This is a genomic window from Pseudomonas sp. JBR1 (assembly GCF_028198185.1).
GTDB classification, from domain to species: domain Bacteria; phylum Pseudomonadota; class Gammaproteobacteria; order Pseudomonadales; family Pseudomonadaceae; genus Chryseomonas; species Chryseomonas oryzihabitans_E.
Genome location: NZ_CP116340.1, coordinates 4313371 through 4334589, shown reverse-complemented (window position 1 = coordinate 4334589; position 21219 = coordinate 4313371). Strand labels below are relative to the sequence as shown.

Here is a 21219-nt window from a genome sequence, read left to right as displayed (position 1 = left end):
TCTAGCGAAGTGGCTTAGCCTGCACTGACACGGAAATTGAGCCGAGGGAAATGCACCTGGATCGCACCTAGTCGCTCATCGTGGCGCAAGAGCACCAGGGCTTCGCTATCGGCATGGACCAACTCGCCCACCACCGGGTCCACCCCGTAGTCGGTCGCGGCCACGCTGACCCGCTCACCCCAGGCAAAGCCTTCCACCGGAATGGCCTGATCACGAGGTAGCGCCTCAGGCTCGGCCGTCTGCGCGATGACCAGCGCCTCCTCGGCCTGGAGCTCTTCGTGGGTACCATGGCCGAAACCCAGCACCCGCGCGAACCAGGCGGCGATCTCGGGTCGTTCGTCGACCAGGGGCGCCAGTTGCGGCGTGCTCTTGAGGAACCAGAAGTTGTGGGCCAGGGCGATGTCGGCCACCGAGGGCGCGCCGAAGAGGAATTCACCCTGGCTGCGCTGCAGCTGGGTCTCCAGCCGCGACAACAGGGTCGGCAACTGCTGCCGGGCCTGCTCGGGCGTCAGCCGGCTCAGGCTGCCACCGCTGAACAGCGCCTTGCGGTCATCCAGAAAGGCCTGGGCCTGCTCCGGCGGCAGACTGGCCAGGCGCGGCCCCATGATCTCCGGCTGGAACATCAACGCCACGGCGTGCTGGAACAACACCGAGTCCGCCCAGCCGGCAAAGGCGGCCACGACCGCCTCCTGGCCTTCCGGAAACAGCGCCGGTACCGCTTTTTCCGCCTCCAGGCGGCGAGCGATCAGCGCCGTATCGCAATAGACGTCCGCACCCACCTGCAGCACCGGCGTCTTGCGATAGCCACCGGTGAGCGCCACCAGCTCGGGCTTGGGCAGCATCCGCGGAATGATCACCGAACGCCAGGCGAGACCCTTGAAGCCCAACAGCAGGCGCGCCTTCTCGGCGAAGGGCGATTGCCAGTAGTGATGCAGAATCAGCTCGGACATGACAGCACTCCTGAATCAGCCGTGGGCCGTGGGCCGGACAGGGCCAGCACCAGGGATTCCTTGGCTCGTTTGGGTAGCTTCTTGATCTGGATCTCGCGGCGCAAGGCGGCCGACTTGTCGGCGCAGGCTTCGACATAGACCAGCGCCTGGGCCGGGCTGGAAGCGAAGAAGCGGGCACCACGGCCACTGCGGTGCTGGGCGAAGCGGCGCTCGGGATCATCGCTGATGCCGCAATAGAGCGCCTGGTTCTCGGCGCGCACCAGGTAGACATACCAGGTGCGCGCGGGTGGCTGGGGGATGTCGCTCACCGTCAGGCGAACCACTCCCGGGCGGTACGCCAGACGCACACGCCAACGAAGTAGATGCCGCTGGCGAACCAGAGCACCATCAGCCACAGCGGCTTGTCGGGGTGCAGGAACACCATCATGGCGCTGCTGAGCAGCCAGATGGAGGTAATGGTGATGTTCACCGCCATCAGTTGACGGACGCGGAAGGGGTGCAGGAACTTGACCCGGGTCAGGGTCAGGGCGGCCAGTACCAGCACCACCGCCATGCTGAACCAGGGCGCCAGGTCCAGCACGTAGAAATACAGCGCCACCACGTTCCAGGCCGCAGGAAAGCCGATGAAATAGTTGTCGGCGCTCTTCATGTTCACATTGCAGAAACAGAACAGTGACGACAATAGGATGATGCCCACCGCCACCAGCTCGAAGTGCGGCGGCAAGGGTACGAAGCGATAGATGAAGATCGCTGGAATGAAGACATAGGTCAGGTAATCGACCACCAGGTCCAGCGCGGAACCATCGAAATGGGGCAGGACCCGCTTGACCTCGAACTTGCGGGCCAGGGTGCCGTCGAGACCATCGACGAGCAGCGCGATGCCGAGCCACATCAGGCAACCCTTGGGTTGACCGTCGACCAGAGCGAGCAGCGCCAGAAGCGCGAGGATCACACCACTGGAGGTCACCGCATGGGCGCCCCAGGCCTTGGCTTTTGTCAGCATGAGCGGATGGGAAATGGAGTTCACGGGCGTCTCTCTATGATGACGGCTTCGACTGCCCGTTGCACCGCACGTTCTCGCGATGCGGTACGGAATCGACAATGAAGCCGGTGAACGGCAAGGCGGACCTTGACCGCCGACCCCGGAAACCGGGCGCCAAACATCGAGGATACCGCGCCTTGAAGTCCTTTGCCCGCCTTCCCGCCGAACGCCCGTGATTGGGTTCGCAGGTAGACCGGGGCGGATGGGTGTCCACCCCGGCCGCGTCTCAGTGCAGGATCTGCCCGAGGAACAGGCGCGTACGCTCGTTCTGCGGATTGTCGAAGAACTGGTCCGGTGCGGCCTGTTCGACGATTTCGCCCTTGTCCATGAAGATCACCCGGTTGGCCACGGTGCGGGCGAAGCCCATCTCGTGGGTCACGCACAGCATGGTCATGCCGTCCTGGGCCAGGCCGATCATGGTGTCCAGCACCTCCTTCACCATCTCCGGGTCGAGTGCCGAGGTCGGCTCATCGAACAGCATGATGCGTGGCTGCATGCACAGCGCCCGGGCGATGGCCACGCGCTGCTGCTGGCCACCGGACAGCTGGCCCGGAAACTTGTTGGCCTGCTCGGGAATGCGCACCCGCTGCAGGTAATGCATGGCGATCTCTTCGGCCTGCTTCTTCGGCAGCTTGCGCACCCACATGGGCGCCAGGGTGCAGTTCTGCAGCACGGTCAGGTGCGGGAAGAGGTTGAAATGCTGGAACACCATGCCGACTTCGCTGCGAATGGTCTCGATCTGCTTGAGATCGTTGGTCAGCTCGGTGCCGTCGACGATGATCTGACCCTTTTGGTGTTCTTCCAGGCGGTTGATGCAGCGGATGGTGGTGGACTTGCCGGAGCCGGAAGGCCCGCACAGCACGATACGCTCACCCTGGGTGACGGTCAGGTTGATGTCCTTGAGCACGTGGAACTGGCCGTACCACTTGTTCACGTCCTTGAGCTGGATCATGACCTTGCTGCTGTCGACCGGCTGCTTGTTGCTTACGTTCATCTGTTGACTCCTAACGCTTGTGGCCGGTGTTCAGCTTGCGCTCCAGACGGGCGGAATAGCTGGACATGGCAAAACAGAAAACCCAGAAGACTAGCGCGGCGAACACATAGCCTTCGGTGGATAGACCAGGCCACGCCGGGTCGGAAGTAGCACGCTTGATGCTGTTGAGCAGGTCGAACAGGCCGATGATGACCACCAGGCTCGAATCCTTGAACAGCGCGATGAAGGTGTTGACGATGCCGGGGATCACCAGCTTGAGCGCCTGGGGCAGGATCACCAGGCCGGTGGTCCGCCAGTAGCCCAGCCCCATGGCCGCAGCGGCTTCGTACTGGCCCTTGGGAATGGCCTGCATGCCGCCCCGTACCACCTCGGCGATGTAGGCCGCCTCGAAGATGATCACCATGACGATGGCGCGCAACAGCTTGTCCAGGTTCATGCCATCGGGCAGGAACAGCGGCAGCATCACCGACGACAGGAACAGCACCGTGATCAGCGGGATCCCCCGCCAGAACTCGATCATGGTCACGCAGATGACCTTGATCGCCGGCAGCTTGGAGCGGCGCCCCAGGGCCAGCAGGATGCCCAACGGCAAGGCGCCGACGATGCCCACCGCGGCGATCACCACGGTCAGCATCAGGCCGCCCCACTCGCTGGAGGGCACCACGCGCAGACCGAAGCCGCCATACAGCAGCCAGAAGGCCACCAGCGGATAGATCACCAGCAGGGACAGACCGTAACGGGCCTTGTGCTTGAAGCTGTCGAGGAACAGCGGAATCGCTCCGATCACGGCGATCACCACGGTCAGGTCCACGCGCCAGCGCTGATCGCTGGGGTAGAAGCCGTACATGAACTGCCCGAAGCGCTCCTTGATGAACACCCAGCAGGCGCCGCCTGGCACGCAATCGGCACGGGTGCTGCCACTCCAGGTGGCATTGATGAAGGCCCAGTTCACCACCGGCGGCACGATCAGCCAGACGAGGTAGAGACCGAACAGCGTCAGGAGGGTATTGCCGACGCTGGAAAACAGGTTGCCACGAATCCAGGCCCAGGCACCGACGCTGGAGGGCGGCGGCGGCAGGTCCGGTTTGAAGGTATGGGTCTGGTTACTCATACGCGCTCCTTAACGCTCGATCAGCGCGATGCGCTTGTTGTACCAGTTCATCAGGATGCTGATGCTGATGCTGATGGCCAGGTAGACGCTCATGGTGATGGCCATGGTCTCGATGGCCTGACCGGTCTGGTTCAGGACGGTGCCGGCGAACAGCGCCACCATCTCCGGATAGCCGACGGCAGCACCCAGCGACGAGTTCTTCATCAGGTTCAGATACTGGTTGGTCAGCGGAGGAATGATCACCCGCAAGGCCTGGGGAATGATCACCAGCCGCAGGGTCAGGCCCGGACGCAGCCCCAGGGAACTGGCCGCCTCGGTCTGACCGTGGCTGACCGCCTGGATACCGCCGCGCACCGTTTCGCCGATGAAGGCCGCGGTGTAGACCGACAGGGCCAGCGCCAGGGAGACCAGCTCGGGGATGATCACCCAGCCGCCGCGCAGGTTGAAGCCCTGCAGCTCCGGCACTTCCCAGTGCAACGGCCTGCCAAAGACCAGGGCCGCCAGCAGCGGGATCCCGATCAGCAGCGCCAGTACGGTCCACAGCACCGGAAAGCGCTGGCCCGTGGCATGCCGCCGCTTGCGAGCCCAGCGCACCACCACCACGCTGGCGACGATGGCGATGAGCAGCGCGATCAAGCCGGGCAGGAACCCGGCATCGGCGCTCGGCGCGGGCATGTACAGGCCACGGTTGTTGACGAAGAAGGCGTCGCCCAGGCTCAGACTCTGGCGTGGACCCGGCAGGGGCGCGAGCACGGCGAAATAGAAGAAGAAGATCAGCAGCAGCGGTGGAATGTTGCGGAAGGTCTCGATGTAGACCGTGGCGACCTTGCGCAGCAGCCAGTTGTTCGACAGCCGGGCCACACCCACGGTGAAACCGATGATGGTCGCCAGGAAGATGCCGATGACCGACACCAGCAGGGTGTTGAGCAGGCCGACCAGGAAGACCCGCCCGTAGGTGTCGCCTTCGCTGTAGGGAATCAGGTGCTGGGGAATGCCGAAGCCGGCGGTATTGTTCAGGAAGCCGAAGCCGGAGGTGATACCCCGGTTGGCAAGGTTGGCCTGCGTGTTGCTGAACAGGAACCAGCCGAAGGCCACGACGGCGACCACGGCCACGATCTGGAACAGCCAGGAGCGCGCCTGCGGATCGGTGAGCAGAGACCCACGGACCGGCGAGGACGGTTTGCTAACGTTTTGCATCTACTAGAAGCCTCATTAAATTCTCGCCCCACAGCGCGGGGAGCGCTGCAGGGCGAGAATCTGCACATCCGGAAGGTGGTCGGCGACTAAGGCGCCGAGATCAACGGACCGGCGGGGCGTACTGCAGACCGCCTGCATTCCACAGGGCGTTGAGGCCGCGCTTGATCTTCAGGTCGCTACCCATGCCGACGTTGCGCTCGAAGACTTCGCCGTAGTTGCCGACCTGCTTGACGATCTTCACCGCCCAGTCTTTCGGCAGCTTCAGGTCCTTGCCGAATTCGCCATCGGCACCCAGCAGACGACGCACGTCAGGGTTCTTGGAGTCCTTGGCCTGGGCCTCGACGTTGGCGGAGGTCAGACCCAGCTCTTCGGCGTTGACCAGGGCGAACAGCGACCACTTGACCACGGTCAGCCAGTCTTCGTCGCCACGACGCACGGCCGGTGCCAGCGGCTCCTTGGAGATCACTTCGGGCAGCACGACGTAGTCGTCGGGCTTGGACAGCTTGTTGCGCTGGGCGTACAGCTGCGACTGGTCGGAGGTCAGGACGTCGCAACGACCCGCTTCCAGCGACTTGGCGCTTTCGTCCGAGGTGCTGTAGGTGATGGGGGTGAACTTCATGCCGTTGGAACGGAAGTAGTCGGCCAGGTTGAGTTCGGTGGTGGTACCGGCCTGGATGCACACGGTAGCGCCGTCCAGTTCCTTGGCGCTCTGCACACCCAGCTTCTTGTTCACCAGGAAGCCCTGGCCATCATAGTAGGTGACGCCTGCGAAGATCAGGCCCATGCCGCCGTCGCGGGAGCTGGTCCAGGTGGTGTTGCGCGACAGCACGTCGATTTCGCCGGATTGCAGCGCGGTGAAGCGCTCCTTGGCGGTCAGGGGCGTGAAGCGAACCTTGGTGGCATCGCCGAAGACTGCCGCGGCGACGGCCCGGCAGACGTCCACGTCGATACCCTTGTAGTCACCCTTGGAGTCGGTGAAGGAGAAGCCCGGCAGGCCATCGCTAACGCCGCATTGCACGAAACCTTTGTTCTTCACCGCGTCCAGGGTAGCGCCTGCGTGAGCCATGCCGGACAGGCCAAAAGCGGCGGCGGTGGTCAGAATTGCCAGGGTAGACTTCACCATCTTCATCGATAAGCTCCACTTTGTTTATGAGTTACGTTCCAGTCGCACGGCAGCACGATGTCTCTCGCCTGATTGCCGTGGAACCCGCCCACCCGATCCCTGGGCGTCCTTCATCAAGGGATGAAGGTGACGCACTGGAAGGCGTGACGAAGCAGTGAGTCAGTGTTACCTGTTAGTGCACTACCTGGCCGCAACCTAGTTGAGGCAATTTGCGGACCAGTGAAGGCGACAACGTTGCACTTGGCTCAAACCCGGCAATCCCGAGACCTCGAGCAAAAAGCCGGCTGAATAAATTACAAAAATGCGACACGCATTTTGTGCACCATCTGTTACCACACCCATTTTTAGTGGCACCAAACTGGAGCAAAGCCTTGGAAAATTCACCTCTTGTGCTGGAATCGACCAGCGCGACCGCCGATAGCTGCGTCATTTGGTTGCACGGCCTGGGCGCAACCCAGCATGACTTCGAACCCGTTGCTGAATTATTGCAGCGCACCCTGACCACCACCCGTTTCATCCTGCCCCAGGCACCTACCCGTCCCGTCACCATCAACGGCGGCTGGGCCATGCCATCCTGGTACGACATCCTGGCAATGAATCCGGCACGGGCCATTGATCGCGCCCAGCTAGAAGAATCGGCTGCCAGCGTGCATGCCCTGATCGAGGCCCAGCGGGCCCAGGGCATCGCAGCTGAACGCATCGTGCTCGCAGGCTTCTCCCAAGGCGGTGCCGTGGTACTGCACACCGCCTACAACACCTCCTGCATCACCCTCGGCGGTGTCCTGGCGCTATCGACCTATGCCCCCAGCTTCGAAAACGATCAGACCAACCGGGGTGGTACCACCCCGGCCCTGTGCCTGCACGGCAGTCAGGACGACGTCGTACCGCTAGCTTTGGGGCGCGCCGCCTACGACGCCCTGGCTGCCGCAGGCGTTGAAGCGCTCTGGCGCGAATATCCCATGCGCCACGAAGTCATTCCGGCGGAAATCCAGGACATTCAGGCCTGGCTGCTGACACGTCTGGGCGGAAAATAAAGGAATGCTGGCGGTGCGGTGACGTTTTTGGAAACCGGTCGACAATTCCCGTCATCAGGTCGCAAACGGAGGCTCACGAAGGGAAAGCGAACGAACTTTGCGGTACCCATCCGGTCCAGTAGGGGTGCCTGAAGGTCGTGATTTGCATGGAGCAGCTATGGTCCGAGTTTTCCTTTCAGCCCCCGAGGTGATGTGTTGATGGCTGCCCCCTTGTCGGTATGGCTGGCCGAAGTTCCGGTCGCGTCCCTGAAAGACCTCCGCCTGTTCAAGGGCGTGGAGAACTTTCTGCTGGAAGCGCTCATCGCCCGCTCGGTCACCCGTAGCCTGGTGGCAGGCGAATGCCTGCTGTCACCGGCCATGACCAACCAGTACATGTACCTTATTCTGGAAGGTCGTCTGCGGGTCCACCTGGGCTCGCCGGACAATCCCCCCATCTATCTGCTCGGCCCGGGCGAGTGCTCTGGCGAGATCAGCTTCATGGACAGCGAGCGGCCCAGCGCCTATGTCATCGCCGAGGCCGATACCCAGGTGCTCTGCCTGCATCGCGATCTGGTACTCGAACTGATCGAGCGCTCCTCCAAGGCCATGCACAACCTGCTTGGCATCCTCTGCGAGCGGATGCGCCGTGGCAACCAACTCATCGTCGATACCGAGCGCAATGCCAACGTCGATACGCTCACTGGCCTCTTCAATCGTCGCCGCCTGGAGCAGCTGTTCGAGCGCGAAAGCACCCGCTGCGCCTTCAATCGACAGCCCCTGAGCCTGCTGATGCTCGATGTGGATCACTTCAAGCGCTACAACGATACCCACGGCCACCTGGCGGGCGACTATGCCCTGTGCCTGGTCGCCAACACCTTGCGCGACCAGCTGAGACCCAAGGACAGCATGGCGCGCTATGGTGGCGAGGAATTCGTCATCCTGTTGCCAGAGATCGATCGCGACGAGGCGATTGCCATCGCTGAACGGCTGCGCCAGAGCCTGGCGGAGATCAAGGACTTCTATTCGCCCTGCGGCAAGCTGCCGGGCGTCACGGTGTCGATCGGGCTGGCCCAGATGCGCAAGGCCGACTCCCTGGAGGAGCTGGTAGGGCGCGCGGACAAGTCGCTCTATCAGGCCAAGAATGCCGGGCGCAATCGGATCAGCGGCTGATCCGATTGCGCCCGTGTTCGGCAGGTAGTTGTTGCCGGGCACGTCGGTTGCTTTACACTGCGGTCTCATTCCGCTTTCGATGATCGAGACCCTCCGTGCTCAAGGCACTCAAAAAATTTCTGGGCAAGGATCAGGAGGTCGCTCAGCCGACCCCCTCTCCTGCGCCCCAAGCTACCCCCAGCGTCGCTCCCGCAGCTCCCTCCGCTCCCGCCCCGGCCGCACTCGAGCCCCAGGTCGAGCGGCCGCCACGCAAACCCCGGAACCAGAACGAAGCCCGCGCCCAGGAGCCCCGCCCTCAGGCGGACAAGACTGCCAAGCCGCGTCGTGAACGCAGCCCGCGCAAGCCCAAGCCGGTTGACACCTGGAAGCTGGAAGACTTCGCGGTCGAGCCGCAGGAAGGCAAGACGCGCTTCCACGACTTCAAGCTGGATCCGCGCCTGATGCACGGCATCCATGACCTTGGCTTTCCCTACTGCACGCCGATCCAGGCGGAAGTACTGGGCTTTACCCTCAAGGGCAAGGACGCCATTGGCCGTGCCCAGACCGGCACCGGCAAGACCGCTGCTTTCCTGATCTCGACGATCACACAGCTGCTGACCACCCCGCCGCCCAAGGAAAGGTACATGGGTGAGCCGCGGGCACTGATCATCGCGCCAACCCGCGAGCTGGTGGTGCAGATCGCCAACGACGCCCTGGATCTGGCCAAGTACACCGGCCTGAACGTCATGAGCTTTGTCGGCGGCATGGACTTCGACAAGCAGCTCAAGCAGCTCGAAGCACGCTATTGCGACATCCTGGTCGCCACCCCCGGCCGTCTGCTGGACTTCAACCAGCGCGGTGAGGTGCATCTGGACATGGTCGAGGTGATGGTGCTGGACGAGGCCGACCGCATGCTGGACATGGGCTTCATCCCCCAGGTCCGCCAGATCATCCGCCAGACGCCGCCCAAGAGCGAACGCCAGACCCTGCTGTTCTCCGCCACCTTCACCGATGACGTGATGAACCTGGCACGGCAGTGGACCACCGATCCGGCCATCGTCGAGATCGAGCCGGAAAGCGTGGCCAGCGATACCGTCGAGCAGCACGTCTACGCCGTGTCCTCCAGCGACAAGTATCGCCTGCTCTACAACCTGGTCGCCCAGAACAACTGGGAGCGGGTGATGGTGTTCGCCAACCGTCGCGACGAAGTGCGCCGTATCGAAGAGCGCCTGACCAAGGACGGCATCAGCGCGGCCCAGATGTCCGGCGATGTGCCTCAGCACAAGCGTATCAAGACCCTCGAAGGCTTCCGCGCCGGCAAGATCCGCGTGCTGGTGGCGACCGACGTGGCCGGTCGCGGCATTCACGTCGACGGCATCAGCCACGTGATCAACTTCACCCTGCCGGAAGACCCGGACGACTACGTGCACCGCATCGGCCGTACCGGCCGCGCTGGCGCCACCGGCACCTCCATCAGCTTCGCCGGCGAAGACGACTCCTTCGCCCTGCCACCCATCGAAGCCCTGCTGGGCCGCAAGATCGGCTGCGAGATGCCGCCGGCCGAGCTGCTCAAGCCGGTCCCGCGGCAGCGTTGAGACCAGCGCCACTGCCGAAGGCTGCCCTGCCGGTCTCGCCAGGGCAGCCGGCACCTCCGCAGGGTGGATAACGGCGCAGCCTTATCCACCTGGCAGGCGGCTCACCACGTGGAGAACGCTGTGCGGTTTTCCACCCTACTCTGTCATCCCTTCGTCCAACGCTCCGCGGCATCCTGATCGCTGGCGCGGCCTTCCACCCAGCGTGGGCCCTCGGCCGTATCTTCCTTTTTCCAGAAAGGCGCGCGGGTCTTGAGATAGTCCATCACGAAGTTGCAGGCCTCGAAGGCAGCCTGACGGTGAGCGCTGGCGGTGCCGACGAAGACGATGGGCTCGCCCGGCTCGAGCCGGCCGATACGATGCAGAATATCGACGTTGAGCAGCGGCCAGCGCTGACCCGCCTCCTCCACGATGCGCGCCAGTGCCTTCTCGGTCATGCCGGGAAAGTGTTCGAGGAACAACCCACCCACGTCTCGACCGTCGTTGAAGTCCCGCACATAGCCGACGAAGCCCACGACGGCGCCAATGCCGGTGTTGGCCGCATGCAGGGCATTGAGCTCCTGGCCGGGGTCGAAAGCCGCAGCCTGTACACGAATGGCCATGGTCAACCTCCGGTCACGGTGGGAAAGAAGGCGACCTCATCACCGTCGTGCAACGGCTCGGCCAGGCCACAGAGCTCCTCATTGCGCGCGCACATCAGCCCGCGCTCGCCCAGCGTATCGGCCCAGAGCCCGCCACGCTGGACCAGATGCTCCCGCAGATCACCCACGGTGGCCAAGTCCGGCTCCCAGGCGAGATTTTCCTCGGCGCAGCCCAGGACCTCGCGATAGCGGGCAAAGAATTGCACGCGGATCATGCTTGCTCCTCGGCGCGGAAATGACCGCTTTTGCCACCGCTCTTTTCCAGCAGGCGCACCGCCTCGATGGTCATCCCGCGATCGACCGCCTTGCACATGTCATAGAGGGTCAGGGCCGCCACGCTGGCTGCGGTCAGGGCTTCCATTTCCACCCCGGTCTGGCCGGACAGCTTGCAGGTGGCAGCGATACGTACCGCATCCGGCGCTTCAGCGGTCAGGTGGACCTTGACGCTGGTCAGCATCAGCGGATGGCAGAGCGGAATGAGATCGGCGGTTTTCTTGGCCGCCTGGATACCGGCGATGCGCGCCACGGCAAAGACATCGCCCTTTGGGTGGCCGCCACTCTGGATGAGTTCGAGGGTGTCCGGACGCATGCGCACCCGGGCTTCGGCCGTGGCTTCACGGAAGGTCACCTGCTTGTCGGTGACGTCGACCATGTTGGCACGGCCTTGGGAATCGAGATGGGTCAGCACGGCATGACTCCTGGAAAGGACCTGCCATTGTAGACCTGCCGTGGGAGATTTGATCCCCGCCCCTGGCCAGGCGGGGATCATGGCCTTTACAGATGAGCCTCGGCGTATTCGGCGAGGATGGACCGGGGCACGCCCTGGAGAGTGATGTGCACCCCGTGGTTGAAGCCCTTGAAGCGCTCGGAGAGGTAGGTGAGACCCGAGCTGGTGGCGGAGAGGTAAGGCGTATCGATCTGCGCCAGGTTGCCCAGGCAGATCACCTTGGAGCCGCTACCGGCGCGGGTGATGATGGTCTTCATCTGGTGCGGGGTGAGGTTCTGGCATTCGTCGATGAGGATCAGGCTCTGCTGGAAGCTGCGACCACGGATGTAGTTCAGGGATTTGAATTGCAGCGGCACCTTGCTGAGGATGTAGTCCACGCTGCCGTGGGGGTTGTGGTCATCCATGTGCAGGGCTTCGAGGTTGTCGGTGATGGCACCCAGCCAGGGCTCCATCTTCTCGGCCTCGGTGCCGGGCAGAAAGCCGATGTCCTCGTCCAGGCCCTGAACGCTGCGGGTGGCGATGATCCGCCGGTATCTCTTGGTGACCATGGTCTGTTCGATGGCCGCGGCCAACGCCAGGATGGTCTTGCCCGAACCCGCGGCACCGGTCAGGTTGACCAGGTGGATGTCCGGCTCCAGCAGGGCGAACAGTGCCAATGCCTGATAGATGTCTCGCGGCTTGAGGCCCCAGGCCTCCTGATGCATCAACGGCTCCTGATGCATGTCCAGCAGGATGACCTCACCGTCGCGTACCGCCTTGACCCAGCCAACGAAACCCTGCTCGTCGAGCACGAAGTCGTTGACGTTGAACGGCGGCAACTCGGCGGACAGCTGCACCCGGTGCCAGACCCGGCCCAGCTCCTGGCGACTTTCCACCTTGCTCACGTTGTCCCAGAAGGACCCCGGCAGATTGTGATACCCCTGGGATAGCAGGGAGACGTCGTCGAGCAGCTGGTCGGTCTGGTAGTCCTCCGCGGCGATGCCACAGCCACGCGCCTTGAGGCGCATGTTGATGTCCTTGGTGACCAGCACCACCCGCTCCTGGGGATGCTGGGTACGCAATTCGACGAGCTGGTTGATGATGCGGTTGTCGTTGATGTCGTCGGGCAGGCAGGCCATGGGGCCGGCGCGGCGGCTCATGAGAATGGACAGTCGCCCCTTGGCCTCGCCCTTGCCGCGGGGAATGGGTACGCCCCGCTCGACGTCCTCGGGCGAGGATTCGGCGAGGACACTGTCGATCAGGCGGATCGCCTGCCGGCACTCGGCGGCAACGTTGTGCTTGCCGGTCTTGAGCTTGTCGAGTTCCTCCAGGACCGTCATGGGAATGGCGACGTGATGCTCTTCGAAATTGAGCAGCGCGTTGGGGTCGTGGATCAGTACGTTGGTGTCGAGCACATAGAGGGTGGGCTGGGTGGGGCGGGAACGTCCGTGATCATCCATACTCGGTCACCTCGTCAGAAACGCTTGACTCGCAAGCCAGTCGACGGAGCGTCAGCAGACGCTCCGCGGCGAAAGGTGCCGTCGCTCCAGCAACGGGTTCACGGACCGGCCAACATGAGGGCACGGGACCCGGGAGATGCGACGGACACTTCGGTAATAACGCAAAAGCCCTTGGGCACAAAAGCTTTTTTTGGCCGCGTCCGATTTTTTTCGCGGACCCGTCGATCTTGCCATCCGGCCAGGCAACGTCGCTCCGCGGCCGTGGTCAATACCTATCGATCCCATGGGCAAGGCCCACTGGAGCCCAACGACGGAGGCTTCTAGAATGGCGCCTCGCCAAGAGGAGCCAAGCCGATGCTGATGGTGATTTCACCTGCCAAGACGCTGGACTACAGCACACCGCCCAGCACGTCCCGCCATACCCTGCCGCAATACCTGGACCACTCCCGCGAGCTGATCGACGGACTCAAGACGCTCGCACCGGCTGAGGTCGCTCAGCTCATGGGCGTGTCCGACAAAATCGCCACCCTCAACGTCGCCCGCTTCGGCAGCTGGACCCCGGACTTCACGCCGGACAATGCCAAGCAGGCGCTGCTGGCGTTCAAGGGCGACGTCTATACAGGCCTTGCCGCCGAAGACTTTCAGGAAGCCGACTTCGACTTCGCCCAGCGCCACCTGCGCATGCTGTCCGGACTCTATGGCCTGTTGCGTCCGCTGGATCTGATGCAGCCCTATCGTTTGGAGATGGGTACCAGGTTCGCCAATCCGCGCGGCAAGGACCTTTATGCCTTCTGGGGCGACCGTATCAGTGACTGGCTCAAGGCGGACCTCGCGGCCCAGGGCGATGACATCCTGCTGAATCTGGCCTCGAACGAGTATTTCAGCGCGGTGCGCCGCGCTCGCCTGCAGGCCCGGGTCGTCGATGTGGAATTTCGCGACCTCAAGGATGGCGACTACAAGATCATCAGCTTCTATGCCAAGAAGGCACGGGGCCTGATGGCACGGCATGTGATCAAGCAGCGCATCACTCTGGTGGATGACCTGCGGGATTTCGACGATCAGGGCTATCGCTACTCGTCGGAGCGATCTACAGCCGACAAGCTGGTATTTCTGCGTGATGTAGCAGCAGATTAATTCGACGATCAACCGGGAGCATTTGGAGGCATTCCGCCGAATTGACTAGGCGATCACACCCTAGTCCCGGCTCCCGTGAAAGACTGTCATCTCCCTCCAATAAAAATTCTCAGCGCATAAACGGCCTTCCGAGCAGGAAAACTTGTCGGAACTCTCAAAACTGCCGTTATTCCGGAAAAAGGAAACTTCGCTGAGAACCACTTTCGTTTGATTCTGTCTTTGTCTGGTCCTTGCCCTGGGTCATGCCGGCCAATGGCAATCTGTCCGCACGTTCAATTTGTACCGACCGATTATTCGGCGGTTGATCTTTCGAAGCATGGACGCTTCGTCCCGACCTCAGGGACAGCGGCCACAAATCAGCAGACGCTGAAGGAGTAACGCCCATGATTCCCGTCATCCTGTCCGGTGGTAGCGGCTCGCGACTCTGGCCCCTCTCGCGCAAGCTCTACCCCAAGCAGTTCCTGGCTCTGACCAGTGAACAGACCATGTTCCAGGAGACCATCAATCGCCTGGGCTGCGAGGGCAACATCGCTTGCCCCATCATCGTCTGCAACGCCGAACACCGCTATCTGGTGGAAGAGCAGCTCAAGGCCGTCGAGTGCAAGCCCCAGGCCCTGATCATGGAACCCTTCGGTCGCAACACCGCGCCGGCCGTGGCCATCGCTGCCATGCAGCTGGTCGCCGACGGCAAGGACGACCTGATGCTGGTGCTGCCCGCCGATCACGTGATCGAGGACGAAGCCCAGTTCAAGGCGGCCCTGCAGCAGGCTGCCGCCGCCGCCGAGCGTGGCGAGATGGTGCTGTTCGGTATCCCGGCCACCGCGCCCGAGACCGGCTACGGCTACATCAAGACCGGTTCCAACGAGGGTCTGCCCCAGGGCGTGTCTCACGTCGAACGCTTCGTCGAGAAGCCTGACGCCGTCACCGCCACCGAATACGTGGCCTCCGGCGACTACTGCTGGAACAGCGGCATCTTCCTGTTCCGCGCCAGCCGTTTCCTGGAAGAGCTGAAGAAGCACGACACCGACATCTATGACACCTGCCTGCTGGCGCTGGAGCGCAGCAGCATCGACGGCATCAACATCAGCATCGATGCGGCCACCTTTGCCGTCTGCCCGGACAATTCCATCGACTACGCCGTCATGGAAAAGACCACTCGCGCCTGCGTGGTGCCGATGAGCGCCGGCTGGAACGATGTCGGTTCCTGGTCCGCGCTGTGGGACGTCCATGCCAAGGACAGCAATGGCAACGTCATCAAGGGCGACGTCGTCCTGCATGACAGCCACAACTGCCTGGTGCACGGCAATGGCAAGCTGGTGACTTTGGTCGGTCTGGAAAACGTGGTCGTGGTGGAAACCAAGGACGCGGTCATGATCGCCCACAAGGACAAGGTCCAGGACGTCAAGAAGCTGGTCAACGCCCTCGAGAAGCAGGATCGCAAAGAGGTCAAGGCGCACCAGGAAGTCTTCCGTCCCTGGGGTTGCTACGACTCCATCGACATGGGCCAGCGTTTCCAGGTCAAGCGCATCACCGTCAAGCCGGGCGCCCAGCTGTCGCTGCAGATGCACCATCACCGCGCCGAGCACTGGATCGTGGTGTCCGGTACCGCCGAAGTCACCTGTGACGACAAGGTCTTCCTGCTGACCGAGAACCAGTCCACCTACCTGCCGATGACCTCCGTGCACCGCCTGGCCAACCCCGGCAAGGTACCGCTGGAGCTGATCGAAGTGCAGTCCGGTGGCTACCTGGGCGAGGACGACATCGTTCGCTTCGAAGACATCTACGGCCGCGTCGACACCCAGGCCCTGGAAGTCGCCAAGGCAGGCAAGGCGTCCACCCGCTAAGCCCCGCCTCACGGCAATCCCCAGACACCGGCCAAGGCCGGTGTCTGCGTTTTCGGCAATCGCTCGGCAAACCGGTTAGGCTTGTCGTTTCTCTTTTTCGCCATCGGATCCGCTGCATGACCTCTCCCACCCTGCTCCGCCTCGATCAACTGGACGAGGCGCTGGCCGCCTACGACGGCTTCATCCTCGACCTCTGGGGCGTGCTGATCGACGGCTACGAGACCTTTCCCGGCGCCCGTGCGTGGCTGGAGCGCCGCGCGGCCGAGGGCAAGCCGGTATGGTTCCTCAGCAACGCCTCCCGCGACGCCGCCGGCATGGTCGAGGAACTAGGCAAGCTGGGCGTGCCACGCGAACTCTTCGCCGGTATCACCACCTCGGGCCAGTTGGCCATCGATGCCTTCCTGCAGGATGCGAAATTCCGCGAGGGCGGCATCTACCTGTCCGGCCCTGGAACCGGCCAGGCGGGCTGGCCCGCGGAGATCCGCGAGCGCTTCGTCGAGGAGATCGACCAGGCAGCCATCATCCTCGGCGTCGGCAGCTTTCCGGAAGACGAGCTGGAGACCCGCTTCGCACCCTTGGCGACCGCCCTGGACAAGCCTTTTCTCTGCGCCAACCCGGATCGTAACGTGGTGTCCGGGGGTCTACCCTTCTATGCGGCCGGCAAGCTGGCCGATCGCTTCGCCGCCCTGGGTGGCGAGGTCACCTGGTACGGCAAGCCCGATCCCTATGCTTTCCGCTGCGCTGCAGAGGAACTGGCCACGCGTGGCGCCAGGCGCCTGCTGTTCGTCGGCGACTCCCTGGTGACCGATGTGCCGGGTGCGGTGGCCGCGGAGATCGATTGTCTCTGGTTGGCCGCCACCGGCATCCACCGCGAGGCCCTGGGGCTGGACTTCAATCAGGAGCCTACCCGCGAGGGCCTGGCGCCGCTGCTGGACCAGCATCCTGCGCTACCGCGTTTCGCGGCGGCGGGTCTGGCCTAACCCTTTTCCACACGCCGAGGTATCGATGAGCAAGAAGCACGTAATGGTCTTCAACCGCCTGCCCGAAGAGCTGGTGGAGCGTCTGCGCCAGCACTTCACGGTCGAGGTGATTCCCTTCAGTGCCAACGTCGACCTCTTCGCTGCCTCCGCCGCCAAGGCCCAGGGCCTGATCGGTGCCAGCCGCAAGCTGGGTGAGAAGGAGCTGGAAATGGCCACCACCCTGGAAGCCATCGCCAGCGTGTCGGTTGGCTACGACAGCTACGATGTGGACTACCTGACCAAGCGGGGCATCCTGCTCACCAATACCCCGGACGTGCTCACCGACACCACTGCCGACCTGGGCTTCACCCTGCTGATGAGCGCCGCCCGGCGGGTGCCGGAGCTGGATGCCTTCGTCAAGGCCGGTCTCTGGCGCAAGGGCATCGGTGAAGAGCACTTCGGCACCGATATCCATGGCCGTACCCTGGGCATCGTCGGCGCCGGCCGCATTGGCGCGGCCATCGCCAAGCGCGGCCATTTCGGCTTCGACATGCCGATCCTCTACACCGCCAACAGTGCCAAACCCGAGCTGGAAGAGCAGATGGATGCCCAGCGCCGCGAGCTGGACGACCTGCTCCGCGAGGCCGACTTCGTCTGCCTGGTGGTGCCTCTGTCGGCGGCTACCGAAGGACTCATAGGTGCACGCGAATTGGGGCTGATGAAATCCAGCGCCATCCTGATCAATCTGGCGCGCGGCCCGGTCATCGACGAGCCGGCGCTGATCGAGGCCTTACGCAGTGGCCAGATCCGCGGCGCGGGCCTGGACGTCTATACCCGCGAGCCCCTGGACGCCTCGCCACTGTTCGAGCTGCCCAACGTGGTAACCCTGCCGCACATTGGCTCGGCCACCCACGAAACGCGCTTTGCCATGGCGGAGCGGGCGGTGGACAACCTGATCGCGGCCCTCGAAGGCAAGCAGCCGACCGACCTGGTCAATCCGGCGGCTCTGGAGCGCCGCTGAGCGCTGATCGCCCGCTGCCGTCCCAGGCGGCGTGCCGTACGGCCCCTTAAAGGCTATACTGCCGCGCCGCTCTCGGGTCGGCCGCCCGGCCGGGTGGGCCTCTCTCAGTGTGTCCAGGCCACCCCTCCGATCGGGCCCCTTCGCGGCCCGGTCCGTGCGACCCGAATTGCGCGCCCGTCTCGCCACCGCCTGTGGCCGAGACGCAAGAAACCGCCAAGAGGAGCGCGTACATGACCGTGATCAAGCAGGATGACCTGATCCAGAGCGTTGCCGACGCCCTGCAGTTCATCTCCTATTACCACCCCGTCGACTTCATCCAGGCCATGCACGAGGCCTATCTGCGCGAGGAATCCGCCGCCGCGCGCGACTCCATCGCCCAGATCCTGATCAACTCGCGGATGTGCGCCACCGGCCACCGTCCGATCTGCCAGGACACCGGCATCGTCACCGTCTTCGCCAAGGTCGGCATGGACGTGCGTTGGGACGGCGCCACCCTGAGCCTGGACGAGATGATCAACGAAGGCGTCCGTCGCGCCTACAACCTGCCGGAAAACGTCCTGCGCGCCTCGATCCTGGCCGACCCGGCCGGTGCTCGCCGGAACACCAAGGACAACACCCCGGCGGTGATCCACTACCAGATCGTCCCCGGCAACACCGTGGAGATCGATGTCGCGGCCAAGGGCGGCGGCTCCGAGAACAAGTCGAAGATGGCCATGCTCAACCCGTCCGACTCCATCGTCGACTGGGTGCTCAAGACCGTGCCGACCATGGGCGCCGGCTGGTGCCCGCCGGGCATGCTGGGCATCGGCATCGGCGGCACCGCCGAGAAGGCCGCGGTGCTGGCCAAGGAATCGCTGATGGACGAGATCGACATCCATGAGCTGAAGGCCCGCGGCCCGCAGAATCGTCTGGAAGAGTTGCGCCTGGAGATCTTCGACAAGGTCAATCAGCTGGGCATCGGCGCCCAGGGCCTGGGTGGCCTGACCACGGTGCTGGACGTCAAGATCAAGGACTATCCGACCCACGCCGCCTCCCTGCCGGTGTGCATGATCCCCAACTGCGCCGCCACCCGCCACGCCCACTTCGTGCTCGACGGCTCCGGCCCCGCCGCGCTGGAAGCCCCGCCACTGGACGCCTATCCGGAAATCGTCTGGGAAGCCGGTCCGAGCGCTCGTCGCGTCGACCTCGACACCCTGACCCCGGAAGAGGTGCAGAGCTGGCAACCGGGCGAAACCGTCCTGCTCAATGGCAAGATGCTCACCGGTCGCGACGCCGCCCACAAGCGCATGGTCGACATGCTCAACAAGGGCGAGCCGCTGCCGGTGGACCTCAAGGGCCGCTTCATCTACTACGTCGGCCCGGTCGATCCGGTGGGTGACGAGGTGGTAGGGCCGGCCGGTCCCACCACGGCCACCCGCATGGACAAGTTCACCCGCCAGATCCTCGACCAGACCGGTCTGCTGGGCATGATCGGCAAGTCCGAACGCGGCCCCATCGCCATTGAGGCGATCAAGGACCACAAGGCGGTGTACCTGATGGCCGTCGGTGGCGCCGCCTACCTGGTGGCCCAGGCCATCAAGGGCTCCCAGGTGCTGGCCTTCCCGGAACTGGGGATGGAAGCCATCTACGAGTTCGAGGTGAAGGACATGCCGGTGACCGTGGCCGTCGACACCCGTGGCGAGTCGGTGCACATCACCGGCCCGCAGGTGTGGCAGAAGAAGATCGCCGACAGCCTCGCTGTCGAGATCTAAGCGCCGCCCGACGAAAAAGCCCAGCCCAGTGCTGGGCTTTTTCATTCAGGGGCGGAGCTGCAATGCCCGCGACTGGTCCGGCCAATCGCGCCGGATGAATACCTGGCCGTGGGACCTGACCCGTCGCACCTCCTCCAGATCGAGATCGGCATACAGCCACTGACTGAGGGCGGGACAGAGTTCGCTGCTTTGGGCGACCACCCCGTCGGCCGGCATGCCGCGATCCGGCGGGACGAAGAGTCCGGCGCGGCCGACGTTTTCGTCCAGCGCCGGCGACCAGGGCGCCAAGCCCACCGTCGGCGCCTGCAGCACCGCCAGCTGATTTTCCAGCGCCCGGGCCTGGGCGCCGACCCGTACCCGGTGGAAACCGGCGACGGTATCGGTGCAACTCGGCACCAGGAGCAGATCAGCTCCCGCTTCGGCCAGGTGGCGGGCCAGCAGCGGAAATTCGCTGTCGTAGCAGATCAGGATGCCAAGACGCCCGAGGGCCGTATCGAATACTCGCAAGCCTTCGCGGCCGCTGGAGATGTTCCACTCTTCCCGCTCGAAGCGGGTCATCATCAGCTTGTCCTGATGGCCCAGGCAGCCCTCGGGACCGAACAGCCAGGCGCGATTGCGGTATTGGCCGTCGCTATCGAGGACGGGAAGCGAACCGGGCAACAGGTACAGCCGCAGCCGGCGCGCCAGGCTTTCACAGAGGTCGCGCCAAGCCGGAATCAGTGGCTGGATGCCGGCAATGGAGCCCTGCAGGTCGCTGCGCTCGTCGGGCGGCAGCTGGCCGCTGAGCACCAGGCCGGCGTATTCGGGCAATAGCAGCAGCTGACTGCCTTCGGCTGCGGCCTCCTCACAGAGGTCGGTCAGGTGCACGACATAGGCATCCCAGGACTCCAGCAGGTCGATGGCGTATTGGCAGGCGGCGAGGCGGATCATGGCAACTCCTTGAGCCAGAAGGTCATGGGCTTGGGCGATTCGGCCGTCTCGTCGAGATCCTGCCAGAGGTAGTGGGCCAGCAACTCCGGATGCTCGACGAAGCCCTCGCCACGCCAAAGACCGTGCAAGGGTCGATACTCCACCGGACGGCGCGGATGGTCGTCCGGGCGCTGCACGGCGCAAAAGGCACACCAGGCGAAGCGCCCCAGCTGCCGTGCGCGGGCCTCGCGCTCGGCGAAGAAGCGCCGGCCGAGTCCCTGGCCGCGGTAGGCCGGTAGCAGCAGGGATTCGCCGAAATAGTAAATCCGCTCTAGTGGCCAGCCATGGGCGAGAAAGGGCTGCTGGAATTCCAGGGTCTCGTCCACCAGCGGCAGGGCGGTGGCAGCGCCCACTACCCGGCCGGCATCGCGGACCAGCACGCAGAGGCTGTCTGGCGCCTTGGCGTAGGTCTGCAGATAGCGGGACTCGTAGTCCAGGGTGCCGTCGTAGAGGTAGGGAAACTCGCGAAAGACCGCGATGCGCAGCGCCGCAAGCTCAGGAATCAGCGGAGCGATGGCGGCGCCGTGAAGAAGTTGGATGTCCATGGACTCTTCTGGTTAAGC

The 21219-nt window shown here is 63.9% G+C and carries 21 protein-coding genes; 8 read left to right on the top strand and 13 right to left on the bottom strand.

The window, feature by feature from the left end:
* Positions 1 to 14: 14 nt before the first annotated feature.
* The 7 genes from PJ259_RS20080 to PJ259_RS20050 all read right to left on the bottom strand — a co-directional run bounded on the left by PJ259_RS20080 (position 15) and on the right by PJ259_RS20050 (position 6423).
* On the bottom strand, positions 15 to 950 hold the full coding sequence (locus tag PJ259_RS20080; protein ID WP_271653939.1) for a glutathione S-transferase family protein: 936 nt from the start codon (positions 948 to 950) through the stop codon (positions 15 to 17).
* Positions 938 to 1249, bottom strand: a complete 312-nt coding sequence (locus tag PJ259_RS20075; RefSeq protein WP_059316820.1) for a GIY-YIG nuclease family protein — start codon at positions 1247 to 1249, stop codon at positions 938 to 940. The genes PJ259_RS20080 and PJ259_RS20075 overlap by 13 nt, the downstream gene beginning before the upstream one ends.
* A gap of 11 nt (positions 1250 to 1260) precedes the next feature.
* Positions 1261 to 1953 carry a phosphatidylcholine synthase gene (gene pcsA / locus PJ259_RS20070; RefSeq protein ID WP_093254393.1) on the bottom strand — a complete coding sequence of 231 codons (693 nt, stop codon included), beginning with the start codon at positions 1951 to 1953 and terminating at the stop codon, positions 1261 to 1263.
* Positions 1954 to 2218: 265 nt separating this feature from the next.
* Positions 2219 to 2986, bottom strand: a complete 768-nt coding sequence (locus PJ259_RS20065) for an amino acid ABC transporter ATP-binding protein (RefSeq protein WP_039976153.1) — start codon at positions 2984 to 2986, stop codon at positions 2219 to 2221.
* Between the two features lie 10 nt (positions 2987 to 2996).
* Positions 2997 to 4097 (bottom strand): amino acid ABC transporter permease, encoded by a 1101-nt coding sequence (locus tag PJ259_RS20060; protein ID WP_059313647.1) that lies wholly within the window; start codon positions 4095 to 4097, stop codon positions 2997 to 2999.
* A gap of 9 nt (positions 4098 to 4106) precedes the next feature.
* A complete protein-coding gene (locus PJ259_RS20055) occupies positions 4107 to 5294 on the bottom strand; it encodes an amino acid ABC transporter permease (protein ID WP_271653938.1) in 1188 nt (395 codons plus the stop codon).
* 100 nt (positions 5295 to 5394) lie between these two features.
* A complete protein-coding gene (locus PJ259_RS20050) occupies positions 5395 to 6423 on the bottom strand; it encodes an amino acid ABC transporter substrate-binding protein (protein ID WP_059313645.1) in 1029 nt (342 codons plus the stop codon).
* A gap of 365 nt (positions 6424 to 6788) precedes the next feature.
* Here PJ259_RS20050 and PJ259_RS20045 point away from each other — a divergent pair, with 365 nt between their 5' ends.
* The 3 genes from PJ259_RS20045 (at position 6789) to rhlB (ending at position 10174) form a co-directional block, all read left to right on the top strand.
* Positions 6789 to 7451, top strand: a complete 663-nt coding sequence (locus PJ259_RS20045) for an alpha/beta hydrolase (protein WP_442964862.1) — start codon at positions 6789 to 6791, stop codon at positions 7449 to 7451.
* A 198-nt stretch (positions 7452 to 7649) separates the two neighbouring features.
* Positions 7650 to 8600: a GGDEF domain-containing protein gene (locus PJ259_RS20040; protein WP_059313643.1), complete on the top strand. Its 951-nt coding sequence runs from the start codon at positions 7650 to 7652 to the stop codon at positions 8598 to 8600.
* A gap of 95 nt (positions 8601 to 8695) precedes the next feature.
* Complete coding sequence (rhlB, locus tag PJ259_RS20035) at positions 8696 to 10174, top strand: ATP-dependent RNA helicase RhlB (RefSeq protein WP_059313642.1); 1479 nt, start codon at positions 8696 to 8698, stop codon at positions 10172 to 10174.
* A gap of 143 nt (positions 10175 to 10317) precedes the next feature.
* Here rhlB and moaE read toward each other — a convergent pair whose 3' ends face one another.
* From moaE to PJ259_RS20015, 4 genes are all read right to left on the bottom strand, one after another.
* On the bottom strand, positions 10318 to 10773 hold the full coding sequence (gene moaE / locus PJ259_RS20030; protein WP_271653937.1) for a molybdopterin synthase catalytic subunit MoaE: 456 nt from the start codon (positions 10771 to 10773) through the stop codon (positions 10318 to 10320).
* Between the two features lie 2 nt (positions 10774 to 10775).
* A complete protein-coding gene (locus PJ259_RS20025; protein WP_271653936.1) occupies positions 10776 to 11027 on the bottom strand; it encodes a MoaD/ThiS family protein in 252 nt (83 codons plus the stop codon).
* Positions 11024 to 11500 (bottom strand): cyclic pyranopterin monophosphate synthase MoaC, encoded by a 477-nt coding sequence (moaC, locus tag PJ259_RS20020; RefSeq protein WP_059313639.1) that lies wholly within the window; start codon positions 11498 to 11500, stop codon positions 11024 to 11026. Before moaC ends, PJ259_RS20025 begins: the two co-directional genes overlap by 4 nt.
* An 86-nt stretch (positions 11501 to 11586) precedes the next feature.
* Positions 11587 to 12978, bottom strand: coding sequence for a PhoH family protein (locus PJ259_RS20015; RefSeq protein WP_059313638.1), 1392 nt, complete (start codon positions 12976 to 12978; stop codon positions 11587 to 11589).
* A 354-nt stretch (positions 12979 to 13332) separates the two neighbouring features.
* Between PJ259_RS20015 and yaaA the strand changes: the two genes are divergently transcribed.
* From yaaA to PJ259_RS19990, 5 genes are all read left to right on the top strand, one after another.
* Positions 13333 to 14112, top strand: a complete 780-nt coding sequence (yaaA, locus tag PJ259_RS20010; RefSeq protein ID WP_271653935.1) for a peroxide stress protein YaaA — start codon at positions 13333 to 13335, stop codon at positions 14110 to 14112.
* Positions 14113 to 14495: 383 nt separating this feature from the next.
* Positions 14496 to 15956 (top strand): mannose-1-phosphate guanylyltransferase/mannose-6-phosphate isomerase, encoded by a 1461-nt coding sequence (locus tag PJ259_RS20005; protein ID WP_059313636.1) that lies wholly within the window; start codon positions 14496 to 14498, stop codon positions 15954 to 15956.
* A 116-nt stretch (positions 15957 to 16072) separates the two neighbouring features.
* Entirely contained in the window at positions 16073 to 16936 is an 864-nt protein-coding gene (locus PJ259_RS20000) for a TIGR01459 family HAD-type hydrolase (protein ID WP_059313635.1), read from the top strand.
* A 25-nt stretch (positions 16937 to 16961) separates the two neighbouring features.
* The gene (locus tag PJ259_RS19995; RefSeq protein WP_271653934.1) at positions 16962 to 17936 is read left to right on the top strand and encodes a 2-hydroxyacid dehydrogenase; all 975 of its coding nucleotides are present in this window, start codon (positions 16962 to 16964) and stop codon (positions 17934 to 17936) included.
* A gap of 230 nt (positions 17937 to 18166) precedes the next feature.
* Positions 18167 to 19687: a fumarate hydratase gene (locus PJ259_RS19990; protein WP_271653933.1), complete on the top strand. Its 1521-nt coding sequence runs from the start codon at positions 18167 to 18169 to the stop codon at positions 19685 to 19687.
* Positions 19688 to 19732: 45 nt separating this feature from the next.
* Here PJ259_RS19990 and PJ259_RS19985 read toward each other — a convergent pair whose 3' ends face one another.
* Positions 19733 to 20617 carry a carbon-nitrogen hydrolase family protein gene (locus tag PJ259_RS19985; protein ID WP_271653932.1) on the bottom strand — a complete coding sequence of 295 codons (885 nt, stop codon included), beginning with the start codon at positions 20615 to 20617 and terminating at the stop codon, positions 19733 to 19735.
* Complete coding sequence (locus tag PJ259_RS19980) at positions 20614 to 21201, bottom strand: GNAT family N-acetyltransferase (protein WP_271653931.1); 588 nt, start codon at positions 21199 to 21201, stop codon at positions 20614 to 20616. Before PJ259_RS19980 ends, PJ259_RS19985 begins: the two co-directional genes overlap by 4 nt.
* Positions 21202 to 21219 lie beyond the last annotated feature (18 nt).

Bases quoted from the DNA above. Each gene is read 5' to 3' on its own strand.
- PJ259_RS20005 (WP_059313636.1), top strand. From the start codon at position 14,496: ATGATTCCCGTCATCCTGTCCGGTGGTAGCGGCTCGCGACTCTGGCCC.
- PJ259_RS20015 (WP_059313638.1), bottom strand. From the start codon at position 12,978: ATGGATGATCACGGACGTTCCCGCCCCACCCAGCCCACCCTCTATGTG.
- PJ259_RS20000 (WP_059313635.1), top strand. From the start codon at position 16,073: ATGACCTCTCCCACCCTGCTCCGCCTCGATCAACTGGACGAGGCGCTG.
- PJ259_RS20050 (WP_059313645.1), bottom strand. From the start codon at position 6,423: ATGAAGATGGTGAAGTCTACCCTGGCAATTCTGACCACCGCCGCCGCT.
- PJ259_RS20080 (WP_271653939.1), bottom strand. From the start codon at position 950: ATGTCCGAGCTGATTCTGCATCACTACTGGCAATCGCCCTTCGCCGAG.
- PJ259_RS19990 (WP_271653933.1), top strand. From the start codon at position 18,167: ATGACCGTGATCAAGCAGGATGACCTGATCCAGAGCGTTGCCGACGCC.
- PJ259_RS20060 (WP_059313647.1), bottom strand. From the start codon at position 4,097: ATGAGTAACCAGACCCATACCTTCAAACCGGACCTGCCGCCGCCGCCC.
- PJ259_RS20025 (WP_271653936.1), bottom strand. From the start codon at position 11,027: ATGATCCGCGTGCAATTCTTTGCCCGCTATCGCGAGGTCCTGGGCTGC.
- PJ259_RS19995 (WP_271653934.1), top strand. From the start codon at position 16,962: ATGAGCAAGAAGCACGTAATGGTCTTCAACCGCCTGCCCGAAGAGCTG.
- PJ259_RS20055 (WP_271653938.1), bottom strand. From the start codon at position 5,294: ATGCAAAACGTTAGCAAACCGTCCTCGCCGGTCCGTGGGTCTCTGCTC.
- PJ259_RS20065 (WP_039976153.1), bottom strand. From the start codon at position 2,986: ATGAACGTAAGCAACAAGCAGCCGGTCGACAGCAGCAAGGTCATGATC.
- yaaA (WP_271653935.1), top strand. From the start codon at position 13,333: ATGCTGATGGTGATTTCACCTGCCAAGACGCTGGACTACAGCACACCG.
- pcsA (WP_093254393.1), bottom strand. From the start codon at position 1,953: ATGCTGACAAAAGCCAAGGCCTGGGGCGCCCATGCGGTGACCTCCAGT.
- moaE (WP_271653937.1), bottom strand. From the start codon at position 10,773: ATGGCCATTCGTGTACAGGCTGCGGCTTTCGACCCCGGCCAGGAGCTC.
- PJ259_RS19985 (WP_271653932.1), bottom strand. From the start codon at position 20,617: ATGATCCGCCTCGCCGCCTGCCAATACGCCATCGACCTGCTGGAGTCC.
- PJ259_RS19980 (WP_271653931.1), bottom strand. From the start codon at position 21,201: ATGGACATCCAACTTCTTCACGGCGCCGCCATCGCTCCGCTGATTCCT.
- PJ259_RS20040 (WP_059313643.1), top strand. From the start codon at position 7,650: ATGGCTGCCCCCTTGTCGGTATGGCTGGCCGAAGTTCCGGTCGCGTCC.